The sequence below is a fragment of the Streptomyces sp. NBC_01439 genome, assembly GCF_036227605.1.
In the GTDB taxonomy this organism is placed as follows: Bacteria; Actinomycetota; Actinomycetes; order Streptomycetales; family Streptomycetaceae; genus Streptomyces.
Genome location: NZ_CP109487.1, coordinates 2,232,185 through 2,247,205 on the forward strand (window position 1 = coordinate 2,232,185; position 15,021 = coordinate 2,247,205).

The window sequence follows — 15,021 nt, forward strand, 5'->3', positions numbered from 1 at the left end:
CTTCCCCCCTATCGGCCGATCCTGCGCCAGAGGGAGTTCAGCATGTCGGTGATCTCCGTCAGGCGCAGCGGCCCGGCGAGGAGGACGACGACGAGGGCCAGTGCGACGGTTCCCGCCCCGAGCGCGGCGAAGTTGCCGAACCGGTCGACGGCGAGGGCTGCCGCGTACCCGACGACGGCCGCCGGTGCGCAGGCGACCAGCAGGCGCAGGTGGGTCCGTACGGCGGTCGTGCGCCGTTCGCTACGGGTGCCCGCGCGCGGGCCGAGTCGGCGGGCGAGGGCGTACGCGGTGACGGCGGCGCCCGCGAGGAAGGCGACGGAGGAGGCCGCGGCCATGCCGGTGGCGGCCCAGCGCGGGGACAGCAGGAAGTAGGCGGCGGCGGACAGTCCGGCGGTGAGCGCGGCGATGACCAGGTTGAGGAAGAAGGGGGTCCGGGTGTCGGAGAGGGCGTAGAAGCCGCGTGAGAGGACGTACTGCGCGGAGTAGGCGATCAGGCCGGGCGCGAAGGCGATGAGGATGCCCGCCATGACCTCGATGTCGGCGGCGCCGGTGCGGCCGTACTCGAAGACGCTGCCCATCACCCAGGGGGCGAGGGCGACGAAGAGCGCGGCGGCGGGTACGACGAGGGCGGCGCTGGAGCGCAGGGCGTAGGAGACGTCGCGGCGCACGGCGGCGAGGTCGCCCTCGGTGGCGGCCGCGCTCATCCGTGGCATCAGGGCGGTCACGAGGGAGACGGTGATGATGCCCTGCGGGACGATCCACAGCTGGTAGGCGTTGCTATAGGCGGTGTAGCCGGCGCCGCCCGCGAGTCCGGCTTCCACGGCGCGCTGTCCGGTGGTGGTGGAGAGCCGGGTGATGACCCAGTAGGCGATCTGGTTGGTGAGGACGAGCATGACCAGCCAGCCCGCGTTGCGCAGCGGGCGGCCGAGGCCGCTGCCGCGCCAGTCGAAGCGGGGGCGCCAGCGGAAGCGGGCGGCGCGCAGCGAGGGGACGAGGGCGAGGGCCTGGATGACGATGCCGAGGGTGGTGCCGAGGCCCAGGAGCCGGGTCTCGGCGGCGGTGAGGCCGGCCGCACCTCCTTGACTGCTCTGGGAGACCACGAGGAAGAGCCCGAAGACGCCGATGATGACGAGGTTGTTGAGGACGGGGGTCCACATCATCGCGCCGAACCGGCCGCGGGCGTTCAGCACCTGCCCGAGCAGGGTGAAGAGTCCGTAGCAGAGGATCTGCGGCAGGCAGTACCGGGCCAGGGCGACGGTGGTGCTCGCCTGGGCGCCGTCGTAGTCCGTGTACAGCGAGACGATCAGCGGGGCGGCGAGGACCGCGACGGTGGTGAGCGCCACGAGTGCGACGGTGCAGGCGGTGAGCAGCCGGTCGGTGTAGGCGGTTCCGCCGTCCGCGTGCTCCTTGGCGGCCCGGACGAGCTCGGGGACGAAGACGGCGTTGAGCGCGCCTCCGATGAGCAGGATGTAGATGATGTTCGGGACCGTGTTGGCGACGGCGTAGCCGTCGCCGAGGAGTCCGGTGCCCAGCGCCGCGACGACGACGGCGGAGCGGATGAAACCGGTGGCGCGGGAGACGATCGAACCGGCGGCCATGAGCGCGCCGCTGCGCAGCACCGAGGTCTTCCCGGACGGCGCGTCGGCGGCTCCCGGGGCGGCGGCCGCCCCGGTGGCGGTGTCGGTGGCCGTCACCGGCGGGCCAGGTAGGCCTGGAACGCCTTGTAGAGCGCCGCGTTGGCGACTCCGTCCATCGGTATCTCCCACTCTCCGAGCGTTTCGACGACCTGCCCGCCGGTACCGAGCTTCCAGCGCAGCAGTCCGAAAGAACGTTCGTCGGGGTCGAGGGTGGAGGGTACCCCGCGCATGTCGTATTCCTCCGCTCCGAGGGCGTGCGCGTCGCACATCATGCGCCACTGCAAGGCGTTGCTGGGCCGTACCTCGCGGCGGTGGTCGGCCGAGGCGCCCGTCTGGTACCAGACCCGGCTGCCGGCGGCGATCATCGTGTGGGCGGCGAGGATCTCGCCCCGGTGGACGCCCAGGTAGAGCCGCATGCGGCCGGGCTGTTCCTCGTTCAGGACCCGGTACTGCTGCTCGTAGTACGCGAGGGAGCGGCCGAGGCGGAAGCCGTCGCGCTCCTCGGTGATGCGCAGCAGCCGGTAGAACTCGGGCAGGTCGGCGAAGGTGCCGACGACCGTCTCCACGCCGGCCTTCGTGGCCTTGCGCACGTTGCGCCGCCATTCCTGGTTGAGACCCGACCACACCTCGTCGAGGGTGCGGCCGGCCAGCGGCACGCGGAAGACGTGGCGGGGCTGGGCGTCGCCGTCGTCCTCGCCGCCGCACCGCTTCCAGCCGCGGGTGCGCAGCCGGTCGGCGAGGGCGGCGCCCACCGGGTCGACCTCGGTCGCGAGGACGTCGGAGATCTGCCGTCCGGGCCCGGTCGCGGCCTTGACCGCGGCCGCGTCCCAGCGGCGGTAGACGGGGGTGGGTCCGATGCGGACGGCGAAGGCGCCCGAGGCGCGCAGGTGGCGCAGGAGCGGGTTCAGCCAGCGGTCGACGTGCGGATCGGACCAGTCGACGACGGGCCCTTCGGGGAGATAGGCGAAGTATTTCCGCGTGCCGGGGAATTGCCGGTAGAGAACGAGTCCGGCTCCCTGAATCTCACCGTCCGGATAGTGCCATCCGACCCTTTCCGATCGCCAGAGGTCCTTTACCCGCGCCCAGGACGGGTACTGGAGAAAGCTCGCACCCCCGTGCCAGTGGAGGAAGGTCTGGTATTCGGTGACGGACAGGGCGCGTACCCGGAGCTGCCCGTCCTGGTCATGGTCCTGCTGGGCGGGGTTCACGAGCAGTGCGCACACGGCCGACAGCCTTCCTGTTCGTCCTGACGGTCTCTCACAGGACTCTCACAGCCGACCGTGACCGAACTGCGCGGCGTTTGTGACCGGATGATGACCGTTTCGCTGCGGTCGGCGTCACAAGAGAGAGGACGAGCTTTTCCACCGAATGCGGAACCTAAAGTCGCCTCGTTCGCATCTCCTTTTGCGGACGTCATCGCCATCACTACTCGAAGGGGCCCTTCGTTGAGCCGTATACGCCGCACCGCCATGGCGGGCACCGCACTTCTGGCCGCCTCGCTCACCGCCTGTTCGGGCGGGAGCGACGGTGGCGGCGACGACAAGGGCAAGACCGAGCCGAAGCCGAAGGCGGCCATGACCGTCTCGGTGAACCTCACGGGCGATCAGGTCAAGGCGGGCCAGCCGGTGACGGTGACCGTCGCCGAGGGCAAGTTGGCCCAGGTGAAGGTGACCGACGCCAAGGGCGCGGAGCTGCCGGGGAAGATATCCGACGACGGGAAGACCTGGACCTCGGAGCGCAACGCCCCGCCCGGCGCGGAGTACAAGGTCGAGGCGCAGAACACCGACAGCCAGAGCGCCAGTGCCCAGTTCAAGACCAGCGCCGCCGACAAGGTGAACAAGGTCACGATCAACGTCTCCAAGGGCAGCACGGTGGGCGTGGCGATGCCCGTGTCGCTCGTCTTCGACAACCCGGTGACGAACAAGGCCGAGGTGGAGAAGCAGCTCAAGGTCACCACCTCGGACAACACCGAGGGCTCCTGGGGCTGGATCAAGGACTACGACGGCAAGGACCGCATCGACTGGCGGCCCAAGGACTACTGGAAGTCCGGCACGGACGTGAAGGTCGACATGAAGCTGAACGGGGTGGACTCGGGCAAGGGCGGCGGACTGTTCGCCCGGGACTACAACACCGAGTTCAAGATCGGCAAGGACCGCCGGGTCCAGGTCAGCCTCGACACGAAGAAGATGTCGATCACCCAGGACGGCCAGCCGCTCAGGACCATCCCCATCTCGGCCGGCACTCCCGGCGGCAAGAAGGCCTCCTGGTCCGGGAAGATGGTGATCATGTCGAAGGAGGGCACCATCCGGATGGACTCCCAGACGGTGGGCCTGGACAACGCCTACAACAAGATGGTCGATTACTCGATGCGGCTCACCTGGTCCGGCATGTACGCGCACGCCGCCCCGTGGAACGAGGGCAACTTCGGCCGCGCCAACAGCAGCTCCGGCTGCGTGGGCATGAGCGACGCCAACGCCAAGGAGTTCTTCGGGGAGTCCCAGATCGGCGACGCCTTCGAGGTGATCGGCGAGGGCTCGAAGGGCAACGCGGACATCGGCAACGGCTACGGCGAGTGGAACCTGACGTGGGACCAGTGGAAGGCCAAGAGCGCCCTGTCCGGCACCCCGCAGAACGGCTGACGGCCGGACCGCAGTTGGCCCTCCGCCGCTGGTCCACCCCGATCACCCAATCGTTACCGGCACGTAACTTACCCACGGGTTACTTTCGGTAAGGCGCTCCCGTTACTGTCGGGTCACTTTGATGACCCGGCGTACGCGCGAGGAGCGAGAGATGCGACGCACCGGCACCGCTGCAGCCGTGACGACCCTGCTGGCAGCAACCGCCCTGGGCCTGGCCCCGCACCAGGCCCAGGCGGCTCCCGCCACCACCGTGGCGGCCGCCACCGACGCCTCCTCGCAGATCCGCTTCCACGACATCCCGGGCTCCGGCGGAATCACCCTCAAGGGCAACGTCTTCACCCCGGCCGGAGCCACGAGCGGCCGGACCTACCCGCTGATCGTGCTGCCCACCAGCTGGGGCCTGCCGCAGACCGAATACCTCGCCCAGGCCAAGAAGCTCGCCGACTCCGGTTACGTCGTGGTCAGTTACACCTCCCGCGGCTTCTGGCTCTCCGGCGGCACCATCGAGGTGGCCGGCCCGCCGGACATCGCCGACGTCAGCGCCGTCATCGACTGGGCCCTCGCCCATTCCCCCGCCGACGCGGACCGCATCGGCCTGGGCGGGGTCTCGTACGCCGCCGGCATCACGCTGCTGGCCTCCGCGCACGACCCGCGCGTCAAGGCCGTGGTCGCGATGAGCGGCTGGGCCGACCTCATCGAATCCATCTACTCCGGCCGCACCCAGCACCTCCAGGCCGCCGCGATGCTCGGCGCCGCCGGGTACCTCACCGGCCGCCCCGGACCCGAACTCAAGACGCTCCTCGGCAACTTCCTCGGCTCCCGGCTGGACCAGGAGCAGCAGATGATCGAGTGGGGCAGGAAGCGTTCGGCCTCCGAGCAGGTGGACCGGATCAACGCCAACGGCGCCGCGATCATGCTCGGCAACGCCTGGGGCGACACCGTCTTCCCGCCCAACCAGTACGCGAAGTTCTACGAACGGCTGACCGGCCCCAAGCGCCTGGAGTTCCGGCCCGGGGACCACGCCACGGCCGAGGGCACCGGCCTGCTGGGGCTGCCCAACGACACCTGGACCAACGCGCACCGCTGGTTCGACCGCTACCTCAAGGGCGAGCACAACGGCATCGACACCGAGGCCCCGGTGCAGATCAAGTCCCGTAGCGACAACGGGTACGAGGGCTACGCCGACTGGAAATCGGTCGGCTCCGGGGGCACCGAGGAGCTGGCGCTCTCCGACAGCGAGCACCTCTTCGCCAATGTCGACACCGGAGCCAACGGTGGCGTCCTCCTCCTCTCCAGCGCCCTCGACCAGTTCGTGAAGGCGCCCCCGATCGCCTCCGTCCCGCTCCTCCCCCGGGCCTTCGCGGCCGTCTGGCAGTCGCAGCGCTACGACGGGGCGCGCCGGATCCGCGGCACCGCGAAGCTGCACACCACCGTCACCCCCACCAAGGGCGACGGCACCTTCGTCGCGTACCTCTACGACGTCGGCCCGCTCGGCATCGGCAAGCTCGTCAGCAACGCCCCGTACACCTTTCACGGGAAGGCTCCCGGCCGGGCCTTCGGCGTGGACCTGGAGCTGTTCTCCACCGCCTACGACGTACCGGCCGGCCACCGGCTCGCCCTGGTCATCGACACCGTCGACCCGCTCTACATCGAGCACAACCCCGTGGGCGCACAACTGACCTTCTCCTCGCCGCGCACCGATCCCAGCTACGTGTCGGTGCCGCTGCGCGAGCAGTGACCGTCAGTGCTTGAGGATCTTGGAGAGGAAGTCCTTGGCCCGGTCGCTCTCCGGGGCGGTGAAGAACTGCTCCGGGGTGCGGTCCTCGATGATCTGCCCGTCGGCCATGAAGACCACGCGGTTCGCGGCGGAGCGGGCGAAGCCCATCTCGTGGGTGACCACGACCATGGTCATGCCCTCGCGGGCGAGCTGCCGCATGACCTCCAGCACCTCGTTGATCATCTCCGGGTCGAGGGCGGAGGTGGGCTCGTCGAAGAGCAGGGCCTTGGGGTCCATGGCGAGGGCGCGGGCGATCGCCACCCGCTGCTGCTGACCGCCGGAGAGCTGGGCCGGGAACTTCTCGGCCTGGTCGGCCAGGCCCACCCGCTCCAGGATCTCCCGGGAGCGTCGGTCCGCCTCGCCCCGTTTGCGGCCGCGGACCTTGACCTGCGCGAGCGAGACGTTGGCGAGGACGGTCTTGTGCGCGAACAGGTTGAAGGACTGGAAGACCATCCCCACCTCGGCGCGCAGCCGGGCCAGCTCCTTGCCCTCGGCGGGCAGTGCCTCCCCGTCGATCCGGATCGTGCCCGACTCGACGGTCTCCAGTCGGTTGATCGCCCGGCACAGGGTGGACTTCCCGGAGCCGGAGGGGCCGATGACCACCACCACCTCCCCGCGGCCGACGGTGAGGTTGATGTCCCGCAGTACGTGCAGCGCACCGAAGTGCTTGTTGACGTCCCGCAGCTCGATCAACGGTTCTACGGTCATGTGCTGCCCTGCCCACGTGTCGGAGTCGGTACCGGTTTCGGCCCCGGTCCGGGCCCCGGTATCGGTCGCGGTATCGGTGGCCGTGCGCCGGGGTCAGCGCAAACTATCCGGCTGCGGAAGGGCACTTCGCACGGGAGGGGCGGCGACACGCCGGGGCGTCAGCCCTCGGAGGCCTCGGCGAATGCCTGGCTGAGCTCGGGAGATCCGGTCATCGCCCAGGACAGGCCCGACTCGATCACGTTCAGCTCGCGACCCGAGGCCAGCCGGATCACCGGCTGGCCGTTGGGCCACACCCGCCACGCGGCCCCCGGAACGGTCCGGATGATCACGGTCCCGAGGTAGAAGCCGGCGTCGTTGCCGAGCCAGGGCACCGCCTCGGGGTCCCGCCGCCAGCGCGGCATCAGCTGGTCCAGGGCTTCCAACGAATCCCGGCTCTCGTCGAGTTCCAGTCCGGCCGCCCTCGCCTGGACGCGCAGCATCTCGCACTCCGAGAACAACTCGGCGACGCCCTCGGGGTCGTCCGCGAGGGCGTCGCCGAGTCCCGTGCCCTGTTCCGTTTCGCTTCGGTTCAGCCAGTTGCCCAGGAAAGGGATGTTCATACCGCCCAGCGTCGCACCAGGATCCGCCGCTGACCACAGGGCGCGCCTGGATCCGTCGGCCCGGATGGCACCGGCTACCGGCTACCGGCTACCGGCACCCGCCTACCGGAAGAGGTACAGGTCCACGACGACGGGAGCATGGTCGGACGCGCCCTTGCCCTTGCGCTCCTCGCGGTCGACGTAGGAGTCGGTGACGGCCTTGGTGAAGGACTCGTTCCCGTAGACCAGGTCGATGCGCATGCCCTTGTTCTTGGGGAAGGCGAGCATCCGGTAGTCCCAGAAGGTGTAGGGACGGTCGTACTTCAGCGCACGCGGGAACACGTCCGAGAGCCCTGCGGCGCGCAGCGCCTCCAGGGCGGCCCGCTCGGCGGGGGTCACATGGGTGAGGCCCGCGAAGACGGCCGGGTCGTAGACGTCCTCGTCGGTCGGGGCCACGTTGAAGTCGCCGAGCACCGCGAACGGCCTCGGACCGGCCGCATCGGCGGCCACGGCCGTGGTCAGGGCGCGGAACCAGTCCAGCTTGTATCCGTAGTGGTCGTGCTCGACCTCGCGCCCGTTGGGCACGTACACCGACCAGACCCGGACCCCGCCGCAGGTGGCGGAGATCGCGCGGGGCTCCTGGACTCCCTCGTAGTCGGGCCCGCCGGGCAGTCCGAGGACCACGTCCTCCAGGCCGACCTTGGAGAGCAGGGCCACGCCGTTCCAGCGGCCGGTGGCATTGACCGCCGACTCGTAGCCCAGCTCGCGCAGCGCGTCGTGGGGGAACTGCTCCGCCGAGCACTTGGTCTCCTGGATGCACAGGACATCCGTGCCGGAGCTCTCCAGCCAGGCCAGCAGGCGCGGCAGCCGGGCGGTGATGGAGTTGACGTTGAAGGTGGCGATACGCATACGTGCCAACCTACCGCCCGGCACCGACAGTCACAGTTCGGCGGAGTCCCCCGCGGTGAGTCGCCCGTGGTCGGTGCCTCCGAGGGCGTTCAGGGCGTTGTCGTAGATCGGCCGGGCGATGTCGGAGAGGTAGGCGTCGTGGATGTCCAGGGCCCGGCGCGGCTTGACCTCGCGGAGGTAGTCGATCACCTCGGAGACCTTGTTCCAGGGGGCGTGCACCGGGACCATCAGGGTCTCGACGGGGACGCCGGGCACGGTCAGCGCGTCCCCGGGGTGGAAGAGGGAACCTTCGACGAGGTAGCCGACGTTCGTGACGCGCGGGATGTCCGGGTGGATCACGGCGTGCAGCTCCCCGTGGACCTGGACCTCGAACCCGGCCGCGGTGAAGGCGTCGCCGTGACCGACGGTGTGCACCCGGCCCGGATAGGCGGGGGCGAGCTTCTCGGCGACACTGCGCAGGGTCCACAGTTCCACGGCCGGATCGGCGTCGAGGGCGGCCCGCAGCCGACCCTCCTCGAAGTGGTCGGGGTGTTCGTGCGTGACCAGCAGGGCGTCCGCCCCCCGTCCCGCGTCCGGTTCGCTGAAGGCGCCCGGGTCGATGACGAGCGTGCGCCCGTCCTTCTCCAACTGGACGCAGGAATGCAGCCGCTTGGTGAGCTTCATGATCCCAGGCTAGCGGGCGCCGGGGCGGGTCACGGGGTGGTGGAGGAGACGACGTAGACCTTGGAGACCTTGGGGTCGGTGAGGTCGACGGTGATGTCCCGGGTGGGTCGCGGGTCGTCCTGTTCGAGGGTGGTACCCAGCCACGGGGTCTGCGGCTTCCAGTCCCAGCCGGCGATCGACGTGTCGTGCGCGGAGACCGAGACCCCGGGGGTCAGGTCTTCCCGGCTGATGCCGAGGGAGGACAGGAAGCCGTCCAGTTCCGGCGGGGTGACCGCGAACTGGACGTACAGCCGGCTGGTGCGCCAGTTGTTCGTCTCCAGGAACCCGACGCGCCAGGCCTTGTCCGGGACGGGGACCTCGTAGATGCTGCGCTGCACCTTGGAGGGCCAGCCGGGACGCACCGTGGACGCGCCGACCTTGGCGGCCTTGTCGCGGCCGCTCTCACGGCTCTGCTGGGTGGAGATCGCCAGGTAGCCCGCGGGTACGCCGACCAGGAGCAGGATGATGATCGCGGTGATCCAGCGGCGCTTGACGACGTGCCTGCGGTCCTCGACGGCGGGCGTCGGGGTGCCTTCGGCGTCGGGGGCGGAGGCCTGGTGGGGCAGGGTGGGCGGGGTCACTGTTTTTCCTGGTCCTCGGGGACTGCGGGGTCGCGCCGGCCCAGCTGCTGGGCATAGCGCTCGTACCGCTCGTAGCGCTCCACCCGGCGGCGGGTGGCGCGGCGGAAGCGGCGGGCGACGAGCCGGGCGAGGTCGGCGGCGCCCACCATGCCCGCCTCGGGCCCGAGCTGGGCCTTGGCGATGCGGGCCTCGGGGCGGTAGCCGCGACCGGTGAGGTGGCGGCGGAAGGCGTCCCGGGCCGGGCCGATCAGCAGGTCGTCGGCGGCGCTGACGCCGCCGCCGATGACGAAGCAGGACGGGTCGAGGGCGGCGGCGAGGTTGGCGATGCCGACGCCCAGCCACTGGCCGATGTCCTGGAGCAGCTCGACGCACATGGCGTCGCCCTCGCGGGCCAGCTCGGTGATCAGCGGTCCGGTGATCTCGTGGACGTTGCCGCCGACCTTGGCGATGATGTTGTACGCGACCGGGGAGTCGGCGGCGGCCAGCTCGCGGGCCTCGCGGACCAGGGCGTTCCCGGAGCTGTACTGCTCCCAGCAGCCCCGGTTGCCGCAGGGGCAGCGGTGACCGCCGGGGACGACCTGCATGTGGCCGAATTCGCCCGCGACCCCGTACCGGCCGCGCTTGACCTGGCCGCCTTCGAGGATGGCCCCGCCGATGCCGGTGCCGAGCGTGATCATGACGAGGTGGTCCTCGCCGCGTCCGGCACCGAAGCGCCACTCGGCCCAGGCGGCGGTGTTGGCGTCGTTGTCGACCATGACCGGGACCGCGAGCCGGGACTGGAGCGCGTCGCGCAGGGGCTCGTCGCGCCAGGCCAGGTGTGGTGCGAACAGCACGCGGGAACGGTCGGCGTCGACCCAACCGGCCGCCCCGATGCCGACCGCGTGCACGTCGTGCCGGTCGGAGAGGTCCAGCACCAGCTCGACGATGGTGTCCTCGACGACCTTGGGGCTCTTGGACTTGTCCGGGGTCTCCGTGCGGATCTTCTCCAGGATGATCCCGTCGGCGTCGACGACGCCGGCCATCACCTTGGTGCCGCCGATGTCGATGCCGACCGTGGGGACGCGCGGGGCCGTCAGGTGCGACCGGCGCTCGCGGGTCCCGATGGTCCGCAGGACGGTGCCTCGCGCCGACCCCCGGTGGGTGAGCGTGAAGTCCCGGTACGTGCTCATCGAGTCGTGTCGTCCCTCTTGGGTGCGGTGGTTCGGGGCGTCCGGGCGGCCTCGTCGGAACGGCCGCTCCGACCGGCTGCGCCGTCCGTCTCGGCCGTGGCGCGTGGGGCGCCTTCCCCTGATTCTGCCACTCGCTCCAGTTCGTGGCTCAGTTCCTCCAGCTCGGAGCCGCCCGCCATCTGCTGGGTGAGCTCGTCGAGCGTGATCGAGTCGCGGGTGTGGCTGCCGGCCATGGTGCCCCGTTTGAGGAGGACGAAACGGTCCCCGACCAGGTACGCGTGGTGCGGGTTGTGGGTGATCAGGACCACTCCGAGGCCCGCGTCCCGGGCGGCGGCCACGTATTTGAGGACCACTCCGGACTGCTTGACTCCGAGGGCCGCGGTGGGCTCGTCAAGTACGAGGACCTTCGCCCCGAAGTACACGGCGCGGGCGATGGCCACGCACTGGCGCTCGCCACCGGACAGGGTGCCGATGGGCTGGTCCACGTCGCGCAGGTCGATGCCCATGCGCAGCAGCTCGGTACGGGTGGTCTCGCGCATGAGCTCCACGTCGAGGCGGCGGAAGGGGCCGCGGCCCTTGGTGGGCTCGGAGCCGAGGAAGAAGTTCCGCCAGACGGGCATGAGCGGGACGACGGCGAGGTCCTGGTAGACGGTGGCGATGCCGTGGTCCAAGGCCGCCCGCGGGTTGGCGAGCACGGTCTCCTCCCCCTCGATCTCGAAGGTGCCGGCGTCGTGCCGGTGCAGCCCCGCGATGATCTTGATGAGGGTGGACTTGCCGGCGCCGTTGTCGCCGAGGACACAGGTGATCTCGCCCGCCGAGACCTCCAGGGAGACCCCCTGGAGGGCGCGGATGTTCCCGTAGAACTTGCTGACGTCGGTCAGCTTCACCAGGGCGGTGCCCGCTCCGGGAGCGGCCGCGGGCTGCTCGGTCCTGTCGGTCGTACTCACTTGCTCGCCTCCGCCCGCTTGCGGACCCATGCGTTGAGCAGCGTGGCCAGCAGGAGCATGGCGCCGAGGAAGAACTTGAACCAGTCCGGGTTCCACTGGGCGTACACGATGCCGTTGCTGGTCATGCCGAAGATGAAGGCGCCGACCGCCGAGCCGATGGCGGAGCCGTAGCCGCCGGTCATCAGGCAGCCGCCGATGACGGCCGCGATGATGTAGAGGAACTCGTTGCCCACGCCCTCGCCCGACTGGACCACGTCGAACGAGAAGAGGATGTGCTGTCCGGAGATCCAGGCGCACAGGGCGACGCCCATGTAGAGGCCGATGCGGGTCTTCACGACGGGCACGCCGGTGGCGCGGGCCGCGTCGGCCCCGCCGCCCACGGCGAAGATCCAGTTCCCTGCGCGGGTGCGCAGCAGGATCCAGGTGGCGACGGCGACGATGGCCAGCCACCACAGGATGGTGACCTTGAGGGTGACCGAGCCGATGGTCCACTGCGAGGCGAAGAGGGCGCGGGCGGAGGGGAAGCCCTCCATGTCGGCGATGGTCTTGGTGGAGACCGTGCCCGTGATCAGCTTGGTGAAGCCGAGGTTCAGGCCGGTCAGCATCAGGAAGGTGCCGAGCGTGATGATGAAGCTGGGCAGCTTCGTACGGGTCAGCATGAGCCCGTTGAAGAAGCCGATGGCCAGGGTGACCAGCAGGGACACGCCGACGCCGACCCAGACGTTGGCGGTCATCTGGTAGCTGAACATCGAGCTGACCAGCGCCGAGGTCGTGACCATGACGCCGGCGGAGAGGTCGAACTCGCCGCCGATCATCAGCAGGGCCACCGGGGCCGCCATGATCCCGATGGTGGAGGCCGAGTAGAGGATCGTGCTGAGGCTGGAGGCCTGTAGGAAGGTGGGGGCGGCGATGGAGAAGAAGACGAAGACGGCGACGGCGCCGACCACCGAGCCCAGCTCGGGGCGGGCGAGCAGCTTGCGCAGGGTGGAGGTGGGGGCGAGCCGTTCGTCGCGCCCGTCAGCGGGTGCGGCCGCGCTCATCGGCTGCCCCGCTTGATGTACTCCTCCAGCTTGCCCGCCTCGTCGGCGGTCACGATCTGCGGTCCGGTGAGCACGGGGCGGCCGCCGCCGAGCACGTTGGCGTTGTAGCGGTAGAGCCAGAGCAGGTCGATGGCCTCGTAGCCCTGTAGGTAGGGCTGCTGGTCGACGGCGAAGCCGAGGGCTCCGGACTTCAGGTCGCGGGCGACCGATTCGTTGAGGTCGAAGGTGTCCACCTCGGCCTTGCTGCCGGCCGCCTCCTTCGCCTTGACCGCGGTGGGCGCGAAGGGTGCGCCGAGGGTGACGATGGCGTCGACGGAGGGGTCGGCCTGCAGCTGGGCCTGGATCGCCGCCTGGACGGAGGGCATGTTGGTGCCCTCGACGTACAGGTTCTCCATCGTCCCGGAGAAGGTCTTCTTCGCGCCGGCGCAGCGCTGCTCGTGGCCGACGTTGCCCTGCTCGTGCAGGACGCAGACGGCCTTCTTCCGACCCCGCTTGTTCAGCTCGGTGCCGACGGCCTCGCCCGCGATCTCCTCGTCCTGGCCGATGTGGGTCAGCGCCCCGTACGCGGCGGACTGTGCGGAGCCGGAGTTGACCGTGATCACCGGGATGCCGGCCTTGACGGCCTTGCCGAGGACGTCCTTGAGGGCCTCGGGCTTGGCCAGGCTGACGACGATCCCGTCGACCTTCTGGTCGATGGCGTTCTGCACGAACTGCGCCTGCTGCTGCGCCTGGTCGTCATGGGCGTAGACGAAGTTGATGTTGTCCTTCGCCGCGGCCTCCTTGGCGCCCTTCTGCACGATGTCCCAGAAGGTGTCGCCGTCGCCCGCGTGCGTGATCATCGCGAAGGTCCAGCGCGGGGTGGAGACGGCCGGCCGGCCCGCCGCGGCGGCCTTCGCCCGCTCCTCGGCGCGCTTGCCGCCCGTACTGCTGCAGCCCGCGAGCGAGGCCCCCAGTACCGCCGCGAGCACGGCGCCCACGACGCGTACCCCTGTCCGAACCCTAGCCACGTCGCCGCGCCCTTCCCTCGTCACCAATTCGGTCCGTCGTCGAGCCGGTCGTCGGTCCGGTCGTCGGTCCGGTCGTCGGTCCGGCCGTCCGTCCGTCCGTCCGGCCGGCCGGCCGTCGAGCCGGTCATCAATCCGGTCATTCCGGCTCCATTCCGGTCCAGCCGTTCAGTATCCGCCACAGTCGACCATGAAGGGTCATCGGGGCACGCGCGGGCAGGTTGACATGCGCGGGCGGATTGACAGGTTCCGCCGACGGGGTCAGGTTGTGTGCATGCGCATCGGGCTCATCGGAACGGGCCGGATCGGGTCCTTCCACGCAGCGGCACTGGTCCGCCATCCGGAAGCCGGCTCGCTCCTGCTGGCGGACGCCGACCCCGGGCGGGCGGCGCGCCTCGCCGACCGGCTCGGGGCCACCGCCGCGCCCTCCGTGGAACAGGTCTTCACCTGGGGCGTGGACGCGGTGGTGGTGGCGTCGGCGACCGAGGCGCACGCGGACCTCGTCGTACGGGCGGTCCGCGGCGGGCTGCCGGTGTTCTGCGAGAAACCGCTGGCCCCGGACCTGAACCGGACCCTCGCCGCGCTGCGGGAGGTCTCGGCCTCGGGCGGACTGCTCCAGGTGGGCTTCATGCGCCGCTTCGACGCGGGCTACGGCACGGCCCGGGGGCTGGTCCGTTCGGGCGCCCTGGGGCGGCTGCACACCGTCCGGACGATGACGGCCGATCCTGCCCCGCCGGCCGCCGCGTACCTGGCGACCTCCGGCGGGCTGTACCGGGACTGCCTGGTGCACGACTTCGACATGGTCCGCTGGGTGACCGGGCGCGAGGTGGTCGAGGTGTACGCGACCGGGTCGGACGCGGGTCCGGCGCTGTTCCGGGAGACGGGCGACATCGACACGGCGGCCGCCGTGCTGACGCTGGACGACGGGACCCTGGTCACGGCGACCGGGACCCGGTGCAACGGCGCCGGGTACGACGTGCGGATGGAGCTGGCCGGGGAGCGGGACCAGGTCTCCGTCGGGCTGGACGACAGGACCCCGATCGCCTCCACCGAACCGCATGGCCCGCCCCCGGCGAGCAAGCCGTGGACGGGCTTCCTGGAACGTTTCGCCCCGGCCTACGAGGCGGAGCTGGCTGCCTTCGTCCAGCTGGTGCGGGGCGAAGGGCCGAACCCGTGCGACGGCCGGGAGGCGCTGGCGGCGTTCCGGATCGCGGCGGCCTGCGAAATCTCGCGCCGGGAGCGACGCCCGGTACGGCTGGAGGAGCTCCCGGACCTGCCGGCTCTGTAAGGGGGGCACGGGGCCACAGTACGGCCGATGATCAGCGTCGGC

General features: G+C 70.5%; 14 protein-coding genes. 3 read left to right on the forward strand and 11 right to left on the reverse strand.

The features are described 5' to 3' along the window. Positions 1-8: 8 nt before the first annotated feature. A complete protein-coding gene (murJ, locus tag OG207_RS09795) occupies positions 9-1,694 on the reverse strand; it encodes a murein biosynthesis integral membrane protein MurJ (protein WP_329097731.1) in 1,686 nt (561 codons plus the stop codon). Continuing rightward, complete coding sequence (locus tag OG207_RS09800; protein WP_329107516.1) at positions 1,691-2,791, reverse strand: lipid II:glycine glycyltransferase FemX; 1,101 nt, start codon at positions 2,789-2,791, stop codon at positions 1,691-1,693. The genes murJ and OG207_RS09800 overlap by 4 nt, the downstream gene beginning before the upstream one ends. Before the next feature lie 315 nt (positions 2,792-3,106). Between OG207_RS09800 and OG207_RS09805 the strand changes: the two genes are divergently transcribed. After that, complete coding sequence (locus OG207_RS09805; protein WP_329107519.1) at positions 3,107-4,276, forward strand: L,D-transpeptidase; 1,170 nt, start codon at positions 3,107-3,109, stop codon at positions 4,274-4,276. 151 nt (positions 4,277-4,427) lie between these two features. Further along, complete coding sequence (locus tag OG207_RS09810; protein WP_329097733.1) at positions 4,428-6,014, forward strand: CocE/NonD family hydrolase; 1,587 nt, start codon at positions 4,428-4,430, stop codon at positions 6,012-6,014. 3 nt (positions 6,015-6,017) lie between these two features. Here the strand turns inward: OG207_RS09810 and OG207_RS09815 are convergent, their stop codons facing one another. From OG207_RS09815 to OG207_RS09855, 9 genes are all read right to left on the reverse strand, one after another. Continuing rightward, positions 6,018-6,761 carry an amino acid ABC transporter ATP-binding protein gene (locus tag OG207_RS09815; protein ID WP_329097735.1) on the reverse strand — a complete coding sequence of 248 codons (744 nt, stop codon included), beginning with the start codon at positions 6,759-6,761 and terminating at the stop codon, positions 6,018-6,020. A 158-nt stretch (positions 6,762-6,919) separates the two neighbouring features. Then, entirely contained in the window at positions 6,920-7,360 is a 441-nt protein-coding gene (locus tag OG207_RS09820) for a DUF6278 family protein (protein WP_329097737.1), read from the reverse strand. A gap of 102 nt (positions 7,361-7,462) precedes the next feature. Continuing rightward, positions 7,463-8,248, reverse strand: a complete 786-nt coding sequence (locus OG207_RS09825; protein ID WP_329097739.1) for an exodeoxyribonuclease III — start codon at positions 8,246-8,248, stop codon at positions 7,463-7,465. A gap of 30 nt (positions 8,249-8,278) precedes the next feature. Next, positions 8,279-8,911 carry an MBL fold metallo-hydrolase gene (locus tag OG207_RS09830; RefSeq protein ID WP_329097740.1) on the reverse strand — a complete coding sequence of 211 codons (633 nt, stop codon included), beginning with the start codon at positions 8,909-8,911 and terminating at the stop codon, positions 8,279-8,281. Positions 8,912-8,940: 29 nt separating this feature from the next. Next, complete coding sequence (locus OG207_RS09835) at positions 8,941-9,531, reverse strand: hypothetical protein (protein ID WP_329097741.1); 591 nt, start codon at positions 9,529-9,531, stop codon at positions 8,941-8,943. After that, positions 9,528-10,700, reverse strand: coding sequence for an ROK family glucokinase (locus tag OG207_RS09840; protein WP_329097742.1), 1,173 nt, complete (start codon positions 10,698-10,700; stop codon positions 9,528-9,530). The genes OG207_RS09835 and OG207_RS09840 overlap by 4 nt, the downstream gene beginning before the upstream one ends. Next, a complete protein-coding gene (locus OG207_RS09845; protein ID WP_329097744.1) occupies positions 10,697-11,677 on the reverse strand; it encodes an ATP-binding cassette domain-containing protein in 981 nt (326 codons plus the stop codon). The genes OG207_RS09840 and OG207_RS09845 overlap by 4 nt, the downstream gene beginning before the upstream one ends. Next, positions 11,644-12,687 carry an ABC transporter permease gene (locus OG207_RS09850; protein ID WP_329097747.1) on the reverse strand — a complete coding sequence of 348 codons (1,044 nt, stop codon included), beginning with the start codon at positions 12,685-12,687 and terminating at the stop codon, positions 11,644-11,646. The genes OG207_RS09845 and OG207_RS09850 overlap by 34 nt, the downstream gene beginning before the upstream one ends. Further along, a complete protein-coding gene (locus tag OG207_RS09855; protein ID WP_443072699.1) occupies positions 12,684-13,694 on the reverse strand; it encodes a substrate-binding domain-containing protein in 1,011 nt (336 codons plus the stop codon). The genes OG207_RS09850 and OG207_RS09855 overlap by 4 nt, the downstream gene beginning before the upstream one ends. A gap of 271 nt (positions 13,695-13,965) precedes the next feature. Here OG207_RS09855 and OG207_RS09860 point away from each other — a divergent pair, with 271 nt between their 5' ends. Then, positions 13,966-14,979 carry a Gfo/Idh/MocA family protein gene (locus OG207_RS09860; RefSeq protein WP_329097750.1) on the forward strand — a complete coding sequence of 338 codons (1,014 nt, stop codon included), beginning with the start codon at positions 13,966-13,968 and terminating at the stop codon, positions 14,977-14,979. Positions 14,980-15,021 lie beyond the last annotated feature (42 nt).

Coding starts and splice junctions, on each gene's coding strand:
- OG207_RS09810 (WP_329097733.1), top strand. CDS start 4,428: ATGCGACGCACCGGCACCGCTGCAGCCGTGACGACCCTGCTGGCAGCA.
- OG207_RS09815 (WP_329097735.1), bottom strand. CDS start 6,761: ATGACCGTAGAACCGTTGATCGAGCTGCGGGACGTCAACAAGCACTTC.
- OG207_RS09825 (WP_329097739.1), bottom strand. CDS start 8,248: ATGCGTATCGCCACCTTCAACGTCAACTCCATCACCGCCCGGCTGCCG.
- OG207_RS09805 (WP_329107519.1), top strand. CDS start 3,107: ATGGCGGGCACCGCACTTCTGGCCGCCTCGCTCACCGCCTGTTCGGGC.
- OG207_RS09845 (WP_329097744.1), bottom strand. CDS start 11,677: ATGGGTCCGCAAGCGGGCGGAGGCGAGCAAGTGAGTACGACCGACAGG.
- OG207_RS09820 (WP_329097737.1), bottom strand. CDS start 7,360: ATGAACATCCCTTTCCTGGGCAACTGGCTGAACCGAAGCGAAACGGAA.
- OG207_RS09850 (WP_329097747.1), bottom strand. CDS start 12,687: ATGAGCGCGGCCGCACCCGCTGACGGGCGCGACGAACGGCTCGCCCCC.
- OG207_RS09860 (WP_329097750.1), top strand. CDS start 13,966: ATGCGCATCGGGCTCATCGGAACGGGCCGGATCGGGTCCTTCCACGCA.
- OG207_RS09840 (WP_329097742.1), bottom strand. CDS start 10,700: ATGAGCACGTACCGGGACTTCACGCTCACCCACCGGGGGTCGGCGCGA.
- OG207_RS09830 (WP_329097740.1), bottom strand. CDS start 8,911: ATGAAGCTCACCAAGCGGCTGCATTCCTGCGTCCAGTTGGAGAAGGAC.